This window comes from Salibacterium salarium, from assembly GCF_030813635.1.
Taxonomy (GTDB): Bacteria; Bacillota; Bacilli; order Bacillales; family Marinococcaceae; genus Salibacterium; species Salibacterium salarium.
This window is the reverse complement of the sequence record NZ_JAUSUM010000001.1, coordinates 149,824-168,098: the sequence shown is the minus strand read 5'-3', so window position 1 is coordinate 168,098 and position 18,275 is coordinate 149,824. Positions and strand designations below refer to the sequence as shown.

General features: G+C 40.7%; 19 protein-coding genes. 8 read left to right on the top strand and 11 right to left on the bottom strand.

All coding sequences use genetic code 11. The features are described 5' to 3' along the window. Positions 1–139: 139 nt before the first annotated feature. The 6 genes from J2S78_RS00895 to J2S78_RS00870 form a co-directional block, all read right to left on the bottom strand. Positions 140–1,159: a FecCD family ABC transporter permease gene (locus J2S78_RS00895; RefSeq protein ID WP_370871494.1), complete on the bottom strand. Its 1,020-nt coding sequence runs from the start codon at positions 1,157–1,159 to the stop codon at positions 140–142. Next, complete coding sequence (locus J2S78_RS00890) at positions 1,160–2,137, bottom strand: FecCD family ABC transporter permease (RefSeq protein ID WP_370871510.1); 978 nt, start codon at positions 2,135–2,137, stop codon at positions 1,160–1,162. It lies immediately after the preceding gene. A gap of 93 nt (positions 2,138–2,230) precedes the next feature. Beyond that, entirely contained in the window at positions 2,231–3,154 is a 924-nt protein-coding gene (locus J2S78_RS00885) for an ABC transporter substrate-binding protein (protein WP_306895411.1), read from the bottom strand. Positions 3,155–3,418: 264 nt separating this feature from the next. Then, a complete protein-coding gene (locus J2S78_RS00880) occupies positions 3,419–5,842 on the bottom strand; it encodes a heavy metal translocating P-type ATPase (RefSeq protein WP_306895409.1) in 2,424 nt (807 codons plus the stop codon). 37 nt (positions 5,843–5,879) lie between these two features. After that, positions 5,880–6,089 (bottom strand): copper chaperone CopZ, encoded by a 210-nt coding sequence (copZ, locus tag J2S78_RS00875; protein ID WP_306895407.1) that lies wholly within the window; start codon positions 6,087–6,089, stop codon positions 5,880–5,882. 50 nt (positions 6,090–6,139) lie between these two features. Beyond that, positions 6,140–6,433, bottom strand: coding sequence for a metal-sensitive transcriptional regulator (locus tag J2S78_RS00870; RefSeq protein WP_125560497.1), 294 nt, complete (start codon positions 6,431–6,433; stop codon positions 6,140–6,142). Between the two features lie 203 nt (positions 6,434–6,636). On the opposite strand from J2S78_RS00870, the gene J2S78_RS00865 reads away from it, so the two are divergent. Next, entirely contained in the window at positions 6,637–7,554 is a 918-nt protein-coding gene (locus J2S78_RS00865; protein WP_306895404.1) for a prenyltransferase, read from the top strand. Positions 7,555–8,020: 466 nt separating this feature from the next. Here the strand turns inward: J2S78_RS00865 and J2S78_RS00860 are convergent, their stop codons facing one another. Continuing rightward, positions 8,021–8,332: a hypothetical protein gene (locus tag J2S78_RS00860; RefSeq protein ID WP_306895402.1), complete on the bottom strand. Its 312-nt coding sequence runs from the start codon at positions 8,330–8,332 to the stop codon at positions 8,021–8,023. Between the two features lie 563 nt (positions 8,333–8,895). Between J2S78_RS00860 and J2S78_RS00855 the strand changes: the two genes are divergently transcribed. Continuing rightward, the gene (locus tag J2S78_RS00855; RefSeq protein WP_306895399.1) at positions 8,896–9,804 is read left to right on the top strand and encodes a DMT family transporter; all 909 of its coding nucleotides are present in this window, start codon (positions 8,896–8,898) and stop codon (positions 9,802–9,804) included. A gap of 140 nt (positions 9,805–9,944) precedes the next feature. On the opposite strand, the gene J2S78_RS00850 is transcribed toward J2S78_RS00855, so the two are convergent. After that, entirely contained in the window at positions 9,945–10,151 is a 207-nt protein-coding gene (locus J2S78_RS00850) for a hypothetical protein (protein ID WP_143006038.1), read from the bottom strand. 345 nt (positions 10,152–10,496) lie between these two features. Here J2S78_RS00850 and J2S78_RS00845 point away from each other — a divergent pair, with 345 nt between their 5' ends. The 6 genes from J2S78_RS00845 (at position 10,497) to J2S78_RS00820 (ending at position 14,166) form a co-directional block, all read left to right on the top strand. Continuing rightward, complete coding sequence (locus tag J2S78_RS00845) at positions 10,497–11,099, top strand: sigma-70 RNA polymerase sigma factor region 4 domain-containing protein (protein WP_306895396.1); 603 nt, start codon at positions 10,497–10,499, stop codon at positions 11,097–11,099. After that, on the top strand, positions 11,099–11,278 hold the full coding sequence (locus tag J2S78_RS00840; protein ID WP_306896965.1) for a YvrJ family protein: 180 nt from the start codon (positions 11,099–11,101) through the stop codon (positions 11,276–11,278). The genes J2S78_RS00845 and J2S78_RS00840 overlap by 1 nt, the downstream gene beginning before the upstream one ends. Beyond that, entirely contained in the window at positions 11,271–11,519 is a 249-nt protein-coding gene (locus tag J2S78_RS00835) for a helix-turn-helix domain-containing protein (protein ID WP_306895394.1), read from the top strand. The genes J2S78_RS00840 and J2S78_RS00835 overlap by 8 nt, the downstream gene beginning before the upstream one ends. Before the next feature lie 306 nt (positions 11,520–11,825). Beyond that, positions 11,826–12,329, top strand: coding sequence for a hypothetical protein (locus tag J2S78_RS00830; protein WP_306895393.1), 504 nt, complete (start codon positions 11,826–11,828; stop codon positions 12,327–12,329). A gap of 216 nt (positions 12,330–12,545) precedes the next feature. After that, on the top strand, positions 12,546–13,535 hold the full coding sequence (locus tag J2S78_RS00825) for an SGNH/GDSL hydrolase family protein (RefSeq protein WP_306896964.1): 990 nt from the start codon (positions 12,546–12,548) through the stop codon (positions 13,533–13,535). Beyond that, positions 13,528–14,166 carry a YpmS family protein gene (locus J2S78_RS00820; protein WP_306895391.1) on the top strand — a complete coding sequence of 213 codons (639 nt, stop codon included), beginning with the start codon at positions 13,528–13,530 and terminating at the stop codon, positions 14,164–14,166. Before J2S78_RS00825 ends, J2S78_RS00820 begins: the two co-directional genes overlap by 8 nt. Before the next feature lie 203 nt (positions 14,167–14,369). Here the strand turns inward: J2S78_RS00820 and J2S78_RS00815 are convergent, their stop codons facing one another. The 3 genes from J2S78_RS00815 to J2S78_RS00805 form a co-directional block, all read right to left on the bottom strand. Continuing rightward, positions 14,370–15,344 (bottom strand): cation diffusion facilitator family transporter, encoded by a 975-nt coding sequence (locus tag J2S78_RS00815; RefSeq protein ID WP_306895389.1) that lies wholly within the window; start codon positions 15,342–15,344, stop codon positions 14,370–14,372. Positions 15,345–15,474: 130 nt separating this feature from the next. After that, positions 15,475–16,821, bottom strand: coding sequence for a 3-phosphoshikimate 1-carboxyvinyltransferase (aroA, locus tag J2S78_RS00810; RefSeq protein ID WP_306895387.1), 1,347 nt, complete (start codon positions 16,819–16,821; stop codon positions 15,475–15,477). Between the two features lie 417 nt (positions 16,822–17,238). After that, the gene (locus J2S78_RS00805; protein WP_306895386.1) at positions 17,239–18,273 is read right to left on the bottom strand and encodes an extracellular solute-binding protein; all 1,035 of its coding nucleotides are present in this window, start codon (positions 18,271–18,273) and stop codon (positions 17,239–17,241) included. Positions 18,274–18,275 lie beyond the last annotated feature (2 nt).

The window sequence follows — 18,275 nt, the reverse complement described above, 5'->3', positions numbered from 1 at the left end:
GACTCTTGCTCGACTCTTCTCCCTTTTTTCCTTCACGATTTGTCCCGATCCTGACTCTTCCGGGTACAGAAAAGCATCGTCATTCAACAAACAATATATAAGGCTGCTTCCATTTTAGAAACAGCCTCCACCTTTGTTTTTAATTTGTTTTCATGAGTAAGTAGATAAAGTATGGGGCTCCTAGTGCTGATACGACAAGACCAACTGGTATTTCAGACGGAGCCAAAATATTTTTTCCAATCGTATCGGCTGTCAACAATAATAACGCACCCATAATGGCTGAGGTGGGTATTAAAAAATGATGACTCGGACCGACCAGTCTACGGGCAAGATGCGGAGCAACCAAGCCTAAAAAGGCAATGCCACCTCCAACAGCGACACTTGCTCCAGCAAGAGCAACAGCTGCTATCAATAAAATACGTCTCTCTTTTTCCACTGATGCCCCAAGACCCGTTGCCACCTGATCTCCAAGGTTTAACACATCCAAGTGTTGTGCCTTCCATAATGTAAACGGGACAAGAATGACAATCCAAGGGAGAATCGATAACACAAAACCCCAGTTTGCTCCCCATATACTTCCAGAAAGCCAAATAGTCGCCTGCATAAAATCATTTGGTTCCATGCGAAGCTGAAAAATAATGAGTACAGCATTGAAACCTGCGTTGATTGCTATCCCTACCAAAATAAGCCGCACTGGTGTAATTCCTTGTTTCCAAGCCAATACGTAAATTAAAAAGGCCGCCAGTAATGCTCCTAGTAAAGCAAAAAAAGGCATAGCAAAAACAGACAGAAACCCCAGTGCTCCCGTGGATCCTTCAAAAAAAGAAATAAATAAAACAACTGCTAAACCTGCTCCAGCATTGATGCCGATAATACCAGGTTCGGCAAGCTCATTTTGAGAAATTCCTTGAAGGATGGCTCCTGATACCGCCAATCCTATTCCTATTAATAACGCAAGTACTATCCGAGGGAGACGAAAACTAAACAATACTAGCGATCCCTCTTCTGTCCCCGATCCGATAAGAGCTTTAAATGTATCTAATGGAGAAAGAGGGTATGTACCAAGGTTCATACTTATAAAAAAGGCTATGACAATAAGGATGAATAATACCATAGATACTAGGAGAAATCGCTGGAGTCTTTTTCGAGCCATATCCATTTACAACCCCCTCCCTTCTTGGCGTGCGAGATATAGGAAGAAAGGGATGCCAATAAGCGCTGTTATTGCACCGACCGGCGTTTCATACGGGGCGTTTACCATCCGTGCGCCTAAATCAGCCAAAACAAGTAACAAGGCTCCTAGTATTGCTGAACAAGGGATAATCCAACGATAGTCCACTCCTGTCAAAAACCTTGTAATGTGAGGGATGACTAAACCAATAAAACCAATCCGCCCCGCCACAGACACCGCTGCTCCAGTAAGCAGAAGAACAACAATAATGCCTGCCGTTTTCACGACAACTGTTTTTTGTCCGAGACCTTTGGAAACCTCTTCCCCTAAACTAAGAATCGTAATAGATCTGGATATTAATAGCGCCAATCCTAGTCCCACGATTGCCGCAATCACCAACAACTGTACGCTGATCCACTGCACACCAGCTAGACCGCCGGCAAACCAGAAACTCATATCTTGTGCCACACGAAAATGAATAGCAATAGCTGAGGAAAACGAACTTAACATTGCTCCAACCGCAACGCCAGCCAAAGCCAGCTTCACCGGGGTAACGCCTCCTTTAGCAAAAGCTCCAATCCCAAAAACGAGCATAGCCCCAAGGCCAGCTCCTGCAAAAGACCAGCCCATTAAACCGAGATACGACATACCTGGAAAAAAGGCAAAAGCAATGGCAATCGCAAATGCCGCTCCATCTGTCACCCCTAAAATAGCAGGAGACGCTAATGGGTTTCTCGTCATTCCTTGCATGATTGCCCCTGACACCGCTAGAAATGCGCCTATCAAAACAGAACCAAGGGCACGAGGCAGCCTTACTTCTTGTATAATTTGATGATCCGTGATATCCGCATCAAAAGCGAAAATGGCTTGCCATACCGTTGTTAAATCGATGGAAGCTGCACCAAAAGAAATCGAAAGCCCAAGCCCGAAAATAAGGGTAAGGGTTCCAAAAATAAGAATCATCATAGCTCCAAACGGACCTTTATTTTTTATTTTGTTTTCATTAGATAGATTATTGTCCGTGGAATGATTCATACATCCTAAACCTCTTCTTACATTTTATTCTTTTATTTTTTCTACAAGATCGTCTAACTGCCACTCCATTAATTTTGCATTAAAATCACTCCAATAATCATTATCGACAATATGCACCTTGTCATTTTGCACAGCTGGGAGATCTGCCCAAATTGACTTTTCACTCAACTCTTCATAATTTTCTTCTGCCGTAGTATCAGCAAACATAACAAAGATTCGATCGGCGCTGTATTCTGGAATAACTTCCTGTGACAAACTTTCTGAATCAGTAATATTTTTGGCTTCTTCTGTCGGCTCAAACTGTGCCGCATCATATATGGTAGGAAACGTTGATGTGGAATACATATAAATGTCTTTCTCATAAAATTGCATAACAACCGCTGTCTCTCCATCTTCCACATATGGATCAATCTCTTCTCGTGCCTCTTCTACGTCTGCTTCATACTCCTCTGTCCACTGTTCATGTTCTTCTTCTCTACCTGTCAGTTCAGCGACAGTTTCCAACTGTTCCAACGGTGGTTTTCCGAATTCTAAAGCTACTGTTGGAGCGATTTGCTCATAATTTTCAATCGCCTCTGCTTCCCGATAATCAGACACAACAATTAAATCGGGGTCTAACGTTAATATTTTTTCAGCATCTGCTTCTTCAGATCCTACACTTTCGATTCCTTCTGTTACTTCATCTTCATACTTGTCTAGATCATAATCTGTCGCCCCGACCGGTGTAATACCTAGTGCAGTTAATTCCCCAAAATAATTGATAGCAACAATATCTTGAGGCTCTTCAGGAATTTCTACTTCTCTATCAAGACTGTCTGTATATGTACGTGTCGACTGGGCATCTTCGTTTTCACTTCCCATTTCCTGATTTTCATCCCCATCGCCACAAGCTGTCAAGACGGTGACTAATGCTAAACTAATTATCGTGTATATCGTTTTTATTTTCAACTTCATAATCCCCCATTTTGCAATTGATAATGATTATTGATTTCATATTATCTGAGATGAACGAAGAAAGCAATGGATGCAAAAAAATATTCTAAGGAAAATATGTGTTTTTCACGGGGCCATATCCATTTTTCATATAACAAATATGACCTGTTCCTAGCACCTGTCTATTAATACAAGGAGTGTTTAGTCTTGCATAACTGGCCGATATATCTTTTATTCTAATACATGAGAAGAGACTGCCCGGTTGGGACAGCCTCCTTTCTATTTAGCTAATTTAATATTTTGCAGGCGCAGCGAGTTCAAGACGACGGACACAGAGCTGAATGCCATGGCTGCTCCAGCTACCCAAGGAGCCAGTAAACCAATCGCAGCAATAGGGATACCTAATGTGTTGTACACAAACGCAAAAAACAGGTTCTGTTTAATGTTTCTCATCGTTTTTCGGCTCATTAAGATGGCATCCGCCACGCTGTTCACATCGCCCCGCATGAGTGTAATATCAGCAGCTTCAATCGCAACATCCGTACCTGTTCCTATGGCCATACCTATATCAGCTGTGGCAAGTGCAGGGGCATCGTTCATGCCGTCTCCAACCATCGCTACTTTTTGACCTGCTTCTTGAAGCTTCTGAATTTCAGCACTTTTCTCTTCGGGGAGCACCCCGGCAATCACATGGTCAATCCCTACTTGCTCGGCTATTGCATCGGCTGTCCGCTGGTTGTCTCCCGTTAAAAGAACCACATCCAGTCCGGCTTCTCTTAAACGGTGGACCGCTTGTTTTGACGTGTTTTTCACCGTATCCGCAACAGCGACCATGCCGGCATACTTTCCATTTACCGCCACAAGCATTGCTGTTTTTCCTTCTGCTTCGAACGATTGCAGTCTTTCTTCTGTGTCTTCCTCGACTGTGACGGACGCTTCCGCCATCAGCTTCCGGGTTCCGACATGAACAATACTGCCATTAACCATTGCACGGATTCCCTGTCCGGGTATGGCTTCCATTCCTTCTACGTCCATCAAAGATACTGATGTAGAATGTGCCCCATCAACAATGGCCCGTGCCAAGGGGTGTTCAGAATCTTTTTCTGCAGATGCTGCGTATTGTACCACTTGATTGTTGGTCCAATTCCCAACGGCAATCACATTTGTTAATTCTGGCTCCCCTTTAGTTACTGTACCTGTTTTATCAAGCACAACCGTTTCCACACTACGGGTATTCTCTAAATATTCGCCGCCTTTAAAAAGAACACCAATTTCAGCAGCTCGTCCAGATCCTGCCATTATCGAAGTGGGCGTCGCGAGTCCAAGAGCACAAGGACAGGCGATAACAAGAATGGAAATCATCGGCATCAGGGCACTCCCAACATTCCCTGGATCAACGAGCGTAATCCAAATAAGAAAGGTTACAAACGCTATACCTATAACTGTTGGAACAAACACACCTGACACTCTATCCGCTAACCGCTGTACTTCTGCTTTAGAGCTTTGCGCTTCTTCCACTACTTTTACAATTTGAGATAGCGCCGTGTCCTTTCCTACTTTCGATGCTTTCATACGAAGCACACCATTTTTATTCATGGTTGCTCCGAAAACCGTATCGTCCGGCTGTTTATCCACCGGCATACTTTCTCCAGTCAACATCGATTCATCTATAGAAGAAGTCCCTTCCAGCACCTCACCATCTACTGGAATTTTTTCACCTGGTTTCACGACTACCGTGTCCCCGATTTGTACTTGCTCTACCGGAATTTCAACTTCGTTTCCATCACGATAGACAACAGCCGTTTTTGCGCGCATACCGAGTAGTTTTTTAATGGCTTGAGAGGTTCTTCCTTTAGCCCTGGCTTCAAACAATTTTCCTAACACAATTAACGTAATAATAATCCCGGAAGCTTCAAAATACAGTTCAGGCATCTCCGTTGCTCCGTTATTCAGCCACTGCCAGCCTAAAAAAATACTATAAAAGTAAGCAGCTGAGGTACCCATAGCAACGAGAACATCCATATTAGCACTTTTACTGCGAAGTGCTTTATACGCACCTTCATAGAACTGCCAGCCAATGATAAACTGTACAGGGGTTGCCAAAGCCAACTGTACCCACGGATTCATTAATATGTCGGGCATCCAAATAAACGAGGTCCATTCAAAATGTGTAACCATCGTCCATAAAAGCGGCAGAGACAACAGTGCAGAAATTGCAAATTTCATCGTCTGCTTGCGAATCGCCTTATCGCGGTGATCTTCGGTTGCTTCTTCATCCGCTTTCTCCTGCAATTCGTACCCGATTTTGTCAATCGCTTCTGTCATATCATTCGTCGAGACACTGTTCGGATTGTATTCCACCGCTGCGGTCTCCATCGCAAGATTCACACTTGCCTCTGACACACCAGAAAGCTTATTCAATTTCTTTTCCACCCGATTCGCACACGCCGCACACGTCATACCAATCACATTGAATTCCGCTTTATCATGCTCCACCTGATAACCTAGCTTCTCAATCTTTTCTTCAAATTCTTCTGGACTAGTCTGTTCCGGATTATACGTTACGTTTGAACGTTCCGTCGCCAAATTAACGTTGACATTCTCTACGCCTTCTATTTTATTCAACCCTTTTTCAATCCGGTTCGCACAAGCTGCACATGTCATACCCGAAATGTTTAAGGAGATTTCTTCTTGCTCACTCATATTCCCTCGCTCCTTTCTTTTAAGGGAAAAGGAATACCTATTGTTCTACATCATACCCTTGGTCATCGATAGATTCTACAATATCTGCATGAGACGTTACATCCTTGTCATATACAACATCCACAGTTCCCTGTTCTAAGTGAACCGTAACGTCCGATACCCCTTTCAATTCTCCGACACTGCCTTCTACCGCCTGCACACAATGCGCGCAAGACATTCCTTGTACTTTCAACGTTTCTGTAGTCATTTTTATTCCTCCTATATTATACTATACACCTGTAAGGTATATTTTAAACATTATTTTACCATCCGCTTCATTACTTCCATTAACTCCTCAATTGACTCTTCGCCCTCCCCATTTTTAATAGCATTCGCTACACAATGGTGGGTATGATCTTCCACAAGGGCAAGGGATACCTTATTTACTGCCGATTGGATAGCCGCAATTTGATTTAAAATATCCACACAATAGCGGTCATCTTCGACCATATTGTGTACACCTCGAACTTGTCCTTCTATTCTTTTCAATCGGTTCAACAACTGCTGTTTATTAGGCTGCACCGTATGTTTTTGATGATTACTCTCCTCCATGAAATCCCACCTATCCTTTATTATAAATACCCATACCCTGTATTTATAATGTACCATTTCCAAACCTATTATTCAACTTTTCAAAAAAAGTCTTATTCTAAGCTGAAAATCTTGATAAGGTAGTCCTTGTTTCCGTACAATGATGAAGTATACGTTTACGACATATTTCTACATATATTGTGGAAAAAAGGGGGTCATGAGTTTTGAAAGATAAATTAAAATTCTGGATGAAGGCAAGCCGGACTTTTGCGCTTCCTGTCATCATTACACCCGTTATATTAGGAACTGCCGGGGCTTTCAGCTGGAATGAAACGTTTGAGCCGTTGTGGTTTATCATCACTTTAATAGGAGCCATAGCTGCGCATTTATTTTCTAATATGATTAATGACTTGTGGGATTATCGGAACGGCGCAGACGATAAAGCAGAAGAGATAGAAGATGGGATTCCAACGAATTCTGGCATCTTGACAAGCGGTGCTCTGACAGATAAAACATTCGCTTCTGTTACTTGGGGCCTACTGGCTGTTGCTGTGATATGCGGGATCATTATCAGTGTGGCCAAAGGCTGGCCTGTCCTGCTTATTGGAGCCATCGGTGCACTTATTGCTTATTTTTACGTAGCTCCACCGCTTAAATTCGGTTATCGAGGAAAAGGGTATAGTGAGGTTGCCATTTTTACTGCCTTTGGTATCCTTCCCGTGATGGGTGCCTATTTTGTACAGACCGGAACCTTCGATATCCGTGCGCTATTCCTATCATTTCCGGTTGGAATATTGACGACACTCGTTTTATATAATCACCATTTTCTTCATCAACAAGCGGATGAGGCAGCGGGAAAACGAACATTAGTCGTTGTGTTGGGAGAAAGGAAAGGATTGATACTGTCAAAATGGATGACAATCGCTGCTTTTCTTACCGTTATCCTTTGTGTTCTTGTCCAAGCCCTTCCTTGGTACGGCCTGATTAGTCTGATTGGTTTTATTCCATTAATTCGAGTTCTCCGTTCTCTTGGTGAGACGAATCCACCCGAATCCTATCCTCCATTCATGGGAGCGGCGTTAAAAGCTTCTGTCCGTTGTGGAGGCTTGCAGATTATTGCTTTACTTATACAAGGATTGTAAGATTATCTAGTTTACTAAATGGAGTCTTAAATAAAAGTGTAATACAAGAAGACCATCAATTTGTATGCTCATTTGATGGTCTTTTTTTATGACTGTTAAATTTTTCATTCAAATAGTGTAACGTTTTCTTTGACACAGACACTTACATACTGAAGGGTTTCGAAAGATACATCTATATTTGAAAATGAAACTTCAAATAAAGAAACACCAGAGCATATTTATGAAAAAAAGAAGAAGCAATTTATGTGTTACATGCTATGAAGAAACTAAAACAACCACAACATTGCGTTTATATAACGAATTAAGGTTTAAAGAAATCGGAGCAATATTTAATCATTAAAAAACAGGTGTTGTATTTTATGACTCCATTCATACTTCTCAATAAAATTTCGGATAAAAATAACCTTCCTTGATTACTTAGAACGCACAATTATTCGATCAGCACGCCCTATAATGGAATACCAGTTTAAATTTCTCCTTTTATAAAAGGATAGGTAACGGCATAAATACATAAGACAAAAACAATCCAAAAAGTTAGGGAGGTAATACGTTCTTTTAGAAGATAATTTTTTTTAGGTAAAACGAAACTACGAAACAATGTATATAAGCAAAATAATAAGAAGGATAAACCGAACCATACATTCCCGACACTACCCATGTAAGCTATACCAACATTTTCATATATTCTGCTCAACACTGATTCAGCTAAAATGAAACCAATAGTTAAGAATATAATAATTTCAACAACCGTTATAGCATAAAGCTTCCAAGTAGCCAATGAGCTCCCCCCTAATTATTGAAGAATAGAAAGACAATTTTTCCTGTTAGATAATGCTGCCCGATTGCTTAATACCAATTATTTCAAAATAGGACCAATAACTCAATTCTTTTTTTCATAAAAAAGACACTTTCCTTGCTCCGGGTAAACGCCTCTTAGCTTAATAACTAAACTTTTAAAACCATCCGTACAGTCTTCAGGATATGACCATCGAAATTATCATCAAATGCTTCAACAGGCTGAGTTTAAAATATTTTTTTGTATTCCATCGGGAATTATTCCTTCATACACTACATTCCAGCTTTTTTTTGAACCTCCTCAGTATCTCCCTTTACACGGATTACAAAATTCACTTATACTATGCCTCCATTAAGAATACATTCCGTTTCCAATTTACAATATTTGTATAATATTTTGTTTCAGAATATGGATCTATTCTGAAGTGGTAGAAATTTACCTAGAAAGGGTGATAACCTAGATTCGTGGATAGGACACGTGTAGTCATTGTGCATGATGACAGGTGAAAATCTTTAATTGAAATAATGTCAGAAAGGAAGAAATGGATGACACGAAATAAAGCCTATTTTTTCGCTTTTGCGGGTGCGGCGTTATGGGGATTTATCGGTTTATTTGTACAAGCTTTATATAATGCCGGATTCACACCTTGGGAAACGGTCGCCATTCGAGCTATTTTTTCCGCTATTTTAATTGTCGGGTTTCTTTTGATCCGTCACCCCTCCTATTTAAAAATAAACATAAAAGATCTTCCCTTTTTTATCGGAACTGGTGTAGTAAGTATTGTCTTTTTTAATTGGTGTTATTTCACGGTCATGGAAGAAGCATCTTTATCGCTTGCGGTGGTGCTTTTATACACAGGTCCTTTATTTGTCACTATTCTTTCCCGCTTTCTATTCAAGGAATGGTTCACAAAACGCAAAATCCTCTCCCTATTTTTCACTATGGCAGGTTGTGCGTTCACGGTTGGTTTGCTTCCGGCATTTGATACGACGATTTCCTTTTACGTGATTATCATTGGACTTGGATCAGGATTTTTTTATGCGATGTACAGTATTTTCGGAAAATACGTCAGCCAGCGCTACTCTTCCCTTACCATTACAGCATATTCGTTTATATGTGCGAGCTTTTTGATGATACCTGCTGGGGGTTTGATCGGGAAACTAGACCTGCTCTTCGATGTGAACGTTATTTTGTTTGCGATTGGGCTTGCCTTCGTGCCTACTGTTTTAGGTTACATCCTTTATACTTACGGACTCACCTATATCGAATCGAGTCGTGCGTCTATCTTAACTACTATTGAGCCGGTTGTTGCTATTCTTATTGGTGTTACCGTTTTTGGTGATATTCTCGACGGTTGGCAGATTGTCGGAGTTCTCCTTGTTCTCACTTCTATCTTTGTCGTATCCGAACGTGAAAAAGATACAGAAACCCAAGCGTTGAAACAGACCTCATAACGCTGCCACTATGAATAAGAGCGGACATTTTTATTCTTAAAGATGTCCGCTCGGTATAAAATAACCCCAAATCACTTTATCCCTGTCTTTTTATTAGCTCACTGTATTATGATTTGACTTTATTAATCGCGTAATGCTAACTATTTCTTTTTCAAAGGTGACGGCACCCCTGCGATTAATTGTAATAACCCTAACAGAAGTATCGCAACTAGTGCTATTACAAGTAACCACTCATAGATGTTATCAAATGAAAAAGACAAACTTCCAAACAAAGCGAATGACAACCCAATAGTAGCGACAATAAGGCCATACATACCCATCATCCGGGTACGCAATTTCTCATTCATCATAACACCCCTTTCAATAGATACTATCTAACTAAATCGTATATTATTGTTTTAGAATTTCAACACCTAATCGTCACGAGTATAAATTTATTTAGGCTGACTGAAGGAGATTAATCCTCGATATTTCATACTCATTATGCTTTTGTTTTACCTCTCTCCACACATTTCCTTTTTCGTTCTTTTCTAGTGGAACCTTCTTATTGAATTTAATCCATTCCCTACTATTATTTTGCACTCCTCTCCCTTTTCTGTTTTAATATAAGAACAAACGTTCGATTTTAAGGTTGTTTTCAAATTCAAAATCTGTCTTTTGATAAGACAAGCAGATAAAGGAGGACCGTAAATATGAACATAGAAATACAATGGCTAATTGGGCACTGTCAACGGCTCGACACGTTTATTGAAAGTCAACCATCGTTATGGGAACAACCTATTATTCAGCAATTCATAAAAGACGAACAACACCGTAAACTTCTCGTCTTAGCCATATGTCAGCCAACACCACAAAATATAAGTCAGTTAAATCAAGCCTTCTACCTTTTCTATGGTGAAATGAAGCTTACTTCGTATATGATGAAAATCTTGCATTGGCGGGCTGTACGTTTTGATCAACAGCTCAAACAGAACAGAGCACGATATCCGCTGATCATGGATAAACCGCTTACCTCCGATAAAAGCATCACATTTGCTGATTCTTTGATTCACGTAAGCACGTTAAATTTAGAAGAAAAAAATCTTGCAGACTTATTTTCGGAAAAAACTTTATCCTTTGCTTTTCGACATTTAACGGCTCATCAAGAATTCGTATTGAATAAAAAGTATAAAGAGGGCTGGACGGATACGGACATTGCAAAAGCTCTTTCCATTAGTCAACAAGCCGTATTTAAAACAAGGCAAAAAGCACTGGATAAAATAAGAACGTACACACAAAGGTGGGGATGCGATTGATGAACGTTTTAAATGCGGCCGGCTTTGTTCAAATGCTTGCCAATTTTGGATTCCCGATTGTTATTACTTTTTATCTATTGTTTCGGTTTGAAAAAAGGATTGAACGGATAGAACATCTTTTACAGGAGTCCAAAGAATGCCCCGGCTCAACACCAAAAAAGGAGGGGAAGGATGAGTAATTTAATGGAGTTAGCGCTAAAAGCTAGAAATAACGATTCGGAGGCTATGTCTGACATTCTCGAACAATTCGAACCTTTTATCCAAAAATCGTTAAAACAAACATCGATGCAGGAGAGGGAGGACTTACAGCAGGATTTGCGGTTAGCCTGCTTTGAAAGTATTCATCACTTTCACATAAAAGGTATCCCCGGTTTCTTCGAGTTTTGCGAGAAGCAGACAGGGCTGTCTCAAAAGCTCTAATGCAAAACATTTGTGACAGAGCTTTTGGGCGGTTGCCCATTTTTCCTGAGTGTCTGTTTTCATGCTAATGCAACAAATTTCAGGGGTATTGAAACTTTTTCCTTTTTTCATTCGTCTATACAGTAGATACTTTATAAAACCAACGATGTATTAACAATTTTTCATATATATAACAAAGACATTAAAACTATATAACGGTTTAGTTGTTCGCTTTTTTCCGTGGTTGTAGTTGATTTATAATGAAGCGACAGAAACTGGAATGTCGCTATCCGCCTCGTTATTTTCCAAAAAGGTGTTGAAACACATATGACAAAAGCTACGTTTTTCAAATGGCTCACAGCCGCAGTACTTATCGGTGGTATTGCGATGAGTGTATATTTTTTTAGCACCCCTACATTCAGCCATGATTACAAACAATTGACCGAACGTGTTGAAGTAGGGCTAAAATACTCAAACCCTGATGATGAGACCATATACTTTCAACCATATATTGAAAATCCTAACTCTTCTTCGGATTTAACATTAACGCATGGACACAATTTTATTAAAATGTACGTTTTAGATGAACACGGAAATATCCTCGAAGATTCCGTGACAACAAACAAAAATGACAATACAACAGACGGAAAATTACAAACGACGCTTTCTCCTGGAGAACAGGAACAAAATACGGATTACTATAAGATTAACTTTCCCGACAATGCCGATCGTCTCCAAGTTACAATTGAGGGAGAAGTAGAAGATGAGTTCGGATTAGATGAGATTGAAGAAATTATTGAAGTGGATGTCGATTATTTTAGTAATATTTAGATGATGTCACTATTTTAATCATGAATAAAAACTGTATGCCCTTTTCCTTGTGTCCCCTGAAACCTTTCCCTCTCCTGCCTAATACCTGATATAATTAATAGTATAAAGAGGGCTAACTGATTGCGTTTCCACTGCTTTACATTTTTCATTCATCATAAACTATGATATCCTCTTAGAATCAATGAGGTGGACGTAGGATACCTCTTTTTGAGTTCAATGCAATTAATATTATTGGGTGTGATTCACATGAAGAAAAAAGCCCTTATTGCGCTCGGTTTTTTATTTTTATTAATGCTTCCGACAGGTGCTTGGTATATTACTAGCATGCCGGCAGATAGTTCAGATATGATACCATCCGCAGTTTCCGATTCACAAACAGAGCAGGAAGAACAGGACTCGTCCCAGCATTCTGATGAAAATATTCTTTCTTCCTCTACAGAAGAACCGCAAGAGGTTTTTGATCAAGATATTCAAGAAGCCGTGCAAGATGTTGTGCTTGAATCGCGGCAACTTTCCGTACAATCGGATTTAAATATGGTAGCAATTGGAGATTCTTTAACGCAGGGAGTTGGCGATTCCTCGGATAACGGGGGATACGTGGGCATTGTAGAGCAATCGTTACAAAACAATGCGGAAAATTCTTTTCATATAAAAAACTATGGAAAGCGCGGAAACCGGACCGAACAATTATTAGATCGATTAGAGAATCCGAATATATCAGAGTCACTTGAAAGTGCTGATACCATTTTGCTTACTATCGGGGCAAACGACATTATGAAAATTTTAAAGACCAATGTCACGGATCTCCACTATGAAGATTTTACAGCGGAATCCGACACGTACGAAAATAATTTAGAAGAGATTTTCCAAACAATACGAGAGAAAAATGAAGATGCTTTTATTTATCTCATCGGGATTTATAATCCTTTTAATATGTATTTTTCAAATATCCCTGAATTAAATCAAATTATTACCGATTGGAATACTATAGGAGAAGAGGTCGTCGAAGAAAATGACAATGCGGCGTTCATCCCTATATACGATTTGTTTCAACAGGTTGATGAAAGCTATTATTCTGATGATAATTTCCATCCAAGCAGACGGGGCTACGCTTCTATAGCCGACAGAGTCTTAGACTACATTGAACCTGGTATCGAATCCTATCAAGAAGATTCTACAGCAGATGAGGAGAACCAGAATGAATGATAAAATGAAAAAAATTAAAATATGGAAATGGTTGTTCCTCTCCCTGCTCACTATTAATTTAGGGGTCATCCTTTGGCTCGTTTTAGTATTTCGTGTACCGCCGACTGACCCCATTTCCCCTTCGAACAATCAGTCCGAAGAAGCGGATGTTGAATTTTCAATTGAATCGGATAAAGAAAATCTTAATCAATTAATTGAACAATACATTAATCAGCTTCCTCAAAATCAAAATGTTTCCTACTCTGTGGATTTAAACAACACAGTGGAATTAACAGGGGCTGTTCAAGCGTTCAGTCAACAAATACCAGCTACTGTAAAATTCGTCCCAGAAGTTCAAGAAAATGGAGATCTTATTCTTAAACAAGATTCTATCCGTCTCGGATTACTCGAATTACCGAATAGCCAAGTGTTAAAATACATTAAAAATAACTATGAAATGCCGGAGTGGATAGAGGTTAACCCAAGCCGCGAAAATATTTATGTTGCTATAACTGACATTAGTACAAATAACAACATTCGAGTCCGGGCGGAACAATTTGATTTAGAAAACGATGAGATTTCGTTCAGCGTCCACACGCCATACGAGAGTCTCCCTTTTAATCAAAATACAATTATGAATTATTTTCAATAAGAAAAACGGAAGTGCCCTAGATAGTGGAAGTTTGGCTAAGAACGCCACGTCCTGTGGCAACGCCGAACTGACCTGCGTCCTGCAGGCCTGCAACAGGTTCTAGACCGGACGTACAGGGCTTCCTTACAGGTTTTTCACTAAAAGGGGAGCCCGTTTTTTTCATAATCCGACGTTTGTACCGTCCGATCAATTCGTGAAGGAGTTCATTCTGGCTGAGGTTTATCTTCTATTTTTATATTCTGTTTCTCATCTGCTTCAATTACCCCGAGGGTGACATCGTCTATATCAGGATCGTCTAAAACCGCTTCACGAATCTGCCTCTTTACATCATCAGCTTTGTCCAAAGACAGTCCTTTTTTTAACTCAACATAGCCTTCGACGTGATAATCTTTTCCTTCTTGAAGAATCCGCATTGCTTTTATATCCTCTACATATTCCTGATCCATGACGATCTTAGTAATGCGTTCGTCCACCTTTTTCGGGGCTGCCACACCAATTAACCCGATAGTATTGTCATAACCGATTTTCAACACAATCCCGATCAGTAACAATCCGATTAACACTGAACCTACGCCGTCCAACATATACATTCCCGTTATATCCGATAAAACGACAAACACTAATGCAAGAAAGGCACCAAATGTTGCCACAATGTCTTCATAAAAAACAAGCCGTGTAGGAGGAGCAGCATAGCGAATATTTTTAAAAGCTTCAGGTAAGACTTGAAAACCAGAAGCACTGGAATGCGACTCTTTCACCACTTCATTCATCGCTTTTATTAAAACGGAGCCATCAATGGCAACCGATATAGTTAAAATGATAACATTCATCCAAAAATTAGTTGATGCTTCAGGATGTTGAATTCCTTCCCACCCCGTTATAATGGTTTCATATGCCATTACAGTAACGATAGCGACAGCTACCAGTACAAATAAGTTAATAACACGTCCAAAACCAGCTGGAAAGCGTTTTGTCGGTTCCTTTTCAGCTAGAGCACTACCAAAAAAGACAAACCCTTGGTTCGTGGCATCCGCTGCGGAATGCATGGTTGTCGCAAACATAGAACCACTTCCGCTTATCACCGCACCAATTCCTTTTATAACTGCCAAAGCGACGTTACCAAGAGCTGATATTCCGGATGATGTATTGCCCTGTTTAAAAAAATCGATAATAGACATTAGTTTTTCACCTTTCCAAAAGATGTTTTGCCTATTAATATAAGCGAATACACGAATTTTATGCTATTCATCACCTTGAGAATAAATGTAGCACCAATAAAAATGGTTCATCTCCATTGGTGCTACAGCCTTACGAGTATGTAACGGGTACTCCTGTTTTTTCAAACAATTCATAAAAGGTTGGACAAGTTTTAGACACACAGCCCGGGTCTTCCATTGAAATCCCTGGAACTTTTGTCCCTACTAAGGAAAGAGCCATCGCTACCCGATGATCATCGTAAGAGTGCAACTCTACACCAACCGGCTTACCAGGGTACACTTTTAATCCATCCGAAAACTCTTTTACTTGAATTCCCATTTTTCGAAGTTCTGTACATACTGCATGAATCCGATCCGACTCATGATGACGAATGTGCTCTACATCAGTTATTGTAATCGGGCCGTCCGCAAAAGGAGCAATAGCAGCAAGGGTCAGCGTCTGATCTGACATTTCTTTCATACTAATTTCAAAATCACCTTTTAGTTGCGGTGTCCCCTGCACTTCGATGTAATTTTTATCTCGAGTAACCGTACAGCCCATTTTCTCATAGACATCTACCATATAAATGTCCGGTTGGCTCGTTTGCATCGTTAAATTGTTGATCCGGACTCTGCCGTTATTGATTGCCGCAAGTGCCATGAAATAACTAGCAGTCGAGGCATCCGCTTCGAGCGCCATTTCTCTACCTATAAAGCCTCCAGACGGTACACTCATTTCTGTTAAATCATCATCAAATACTGCGTCCACACCGAATTCCTTCATCAAATCAAGTGTTATTTTTACATAAGCATGTTGAACAATATAATCTGGAATATTTATTTTTAATTGCTCTTTGGAATACGTTCCTGCGAGAAGCAGTCCACTAATAAATTGGCTCGACACTTTTCCGGAAATCGATACATTACCGCCCGTAAGTCCGTGAGCGTGAACACGAAGCGGATAAAATCCTTCTTTATCGAGATATTCTATTTCGGCACCCAGCGTCTGCAAAGCTTCTATCAATGGCTGTACCGGGCGCTCACTCATTCTTTTACTTGCCTCTACTGTAAACGTTCCATTGTCGGTAACTGCCAGCGCACCTGGGAGAAAACGCGCGACCGTTCCCGCTGCACCAATGTAAAGCTCGGCCTCTTTTACTGGCCACTCTCCAGCGCATCCTTCGATTTTAACAGTGTCACCTTCGACTTCAGCCTGTATCCCTAGTTTTTGCAGGGCATCAATACACCAATAGGAGTCATCACTACGCAAAATCCCGGACAGTTCGGATGTTCCTTTGGCCAATGCCGCCATAATTAGTGCTCGATTGGTAAAACTTTTACTACCCGGAATGGTAATATCTGTTTGCACAGTCCCTTCTTTCAACGGAGCTATTGCTACACTTTTTACATCATTTAACGAGGACCACGGAGACCGTGCTCTTAAATCAGGTTTACCCATCCTATCTATCGTCCTTTCTTTATGTAAAACATCTGTATTCCTTATATTACATCACCTTGGTGCCGATTAATCAAGTTCAATTTCATATGGAGATGGATTAACTTTTGGACAGTATAAATCCAAATTTGGACCGTAAAGCAGCAACTTTGGCAAGTAAACAACATCGTTTGGACAGTAACTACCGGTTTAGCTAGTAAAATAGCGGATTTGGCTAATAAATGACAGACTTTGGCTAGTAATAGCTGCAATTCGGCTAGTAAAATTATAGTATTGATGCTTTATTCACGACGACAAGACGATATACGCTAAAAATTGCGCCCAAGATCCACCGCCCTCGCTGATGACTAATGCTTTTCCGCTCCGGCTCCCTAGTGGAAGAGCATTAGTACCAGCTTATAAAGTAAGAGCATTAAAAACCTAATTCCAGCCCGCTTCTTCCATCAGCATGATCGCCTCTGAATGATTTTCCGACCGTTTTGCCAACGTTAAATCTTGTTCCTCCCATTCTCCCCATGATTGCAACATTTCCGCTGGCTCAACATCCGAATGCAACGGGTATTCGCCATTCTCCTGAGTCCATTTCTCTTGCGCCTGTTCACTAGTGAGAAAACGGATAAAATCTGAGGCAGCGTTCGGGTTAGAACTTGCCTCAAGAACTGCTGCACCACTCACATGCACATGAGTTCCACTCGTTTCTTGATTCGGAAAAAATACGCCGACTTGATCATCTGAGGGTTGCACGTATTGGGAATTGACAATAGCTACATCTCCATCACCAGCAACTACAGCTTCTACTTTATCGCGTTCGGAGTCCTTCCTTTCGCCGGAAAAATTCCCTACCATATCCTCCACCCAGGCATGAGTAGATTCCGTACCATTTATCGTAATAAGCGAAGCTACAAATGATTGGTTATAGACATTATCGAAAGTACCACCCACTACACGGCCTTCCCACTCTTCTTCACCAAGCGCTTCATACGTGGACAACGCTTCCTGTTCTACCGCCCCCGTGTTATAGACGATTACGCGAGGACTCTTGGTTAATCCAACCCACTCCATGTTTTCCGCACGAACACTTTCTGGAATATGGGCTGATATGACATCTGTTTCCATGGCTTGCAACGCATCTTCAGCTTGTGCCTGCTGAAGATATGTTGTGTCTTTTGACAAATAAACATCAGCTTCGGGGGCATTCCCCTTTTCAAGCTGACCTATAAGTTCATCATCACTACCGGACGTAACGTTTACCTCCACCCCCGTTTCTTCTGTGAACACGGAAAAAAGTTCTCTATCTACATCGTTGTCACGGCTCGTATAAATCGTTATTGCTTCCTCTTGCGAAGCTTCTTCTTGATTATTTTCCGCTGCATCGTCTTCCATGCTTCCGCAGGCCGACAGTCCAATCACCAACAACAATACGAGCAAAGAAAACGGAACCATCTGCTTTATCATGA

Excerpts from the sequence above, each read along its gene's own strand:
- J2S78_RS00895 (WP_370871494.1), bottom strand. The coding sequence starts at position 1,159 with ATGGATATGGCTCGAAAAAGACTCCAGCGATTTCTCCTAGTATCTATG.
- J2S78_RS00890 (WP_370871510.1), bottom strand. The coding sequence starts at position 2,137 with ATGATGATTCTTATTTTTGGAACCCTTACCCTTATTTTCGGGCTTGGG.
- J2S78_RS00880 (WP_306895409.1), bottom strand. The coding sequence starts at position 5,842 with ATGAGTGAGCAAGAAGAAATCTCCTTAAACATTTCGGGTATGACATGT.
- copZ (WP_306895407.1), bottom strand. The coding sequence starts at position 6,089 with ATGACTACAGAAACGTTGAAAGTACAAGGAATGTCTTGCGCGCATTGT.
- J2S78_RS00870 (WP_125560497.1), bottom strand. The coding sequence starts at position 6,433 with ATGGAGGAGAGTAATCATCAAAAACATACGGTGCAGCCTAATAAACAG.
- J2S78_RS00855 (WP_306895399.1), top strand. The coding sequence starts at position 8,896 with ATGACACGAAATAAAGCCTATTTTTTCGCTTTTGCGGGTGCGGCGTTA.
- J2S78_RS00850 (WP_143006038.1), bottom strand. The coding sequence starts at position 10,151 with ATGAATGAGAAATTGCGTACCCGGATGATGGGTATGTATGGCCTTATT.
- J2S78_RS00845 (WP_306895396.1), top strand. The coding sequence starts at position 10,497 with ATGAACATAGAAATACAATGGCTAATTGGGCACTGTCAACGGCTCGAC.
- J2S78_RS00840 (WP_306896965.1), top strand. The coding sequence starts at position 11,099 with ATGAACGTTTTAAATGCGGCCGGCTTTGTTCAAATGCTTGCCAATTTT.
- J2S78_RS00835 (WP_306895394.1), top strand. The coding sequence starts at position 11,271 with ATGAGTAATTTAATGGAGTTAGCGCTAAAAGCTAGAAATAACGATTCG.
- J2S78_RS00830 (WP_306895393.1), top strand. The coding sequence starts at position 11,826 with ATGACAAAAGCTACGTTTTTCAAATGGCTCACAGCCGCAGTACTTATC.
- J2S78_RS00825 (WP_306896964.1), top strand. The coding sequence starts at position 12,546 with ATGCAATTAATATTATTGGGTGTGATTCACATGAAGAAAAAAGCCCTT.
- J2S78_RS00820 (WP_306895391.1), top strand. The coding sequence starts at position 13,528 with ATGAATGATAAAATGAAAAAAATTAAAATATGGAAATGGTTGTTCCTC.
- J2S78_RS00815 (WP_306895389.1), bottom strand. The coding sequence starts at position 15,344 with ATGTCTATTATCGATTTTTTTAAACAGGGCAATACATCATCCGGAATA.
- aroA (WP_306895387.1), bottom strand. The coding sequence starts at position 16,821 with ATGGGTAAACCTGATTTAAGAGCACGGTCTCCGTGGTCCTCGTTAAAT.
- J2S78_RS00805 (WP_306895386.1), bottom strand. The coding sequence starts at position 18,273 with ATGATAAAGCAGATGGTTCCGTTTTCTTTGCTCGTATTGTTGTTGGTG.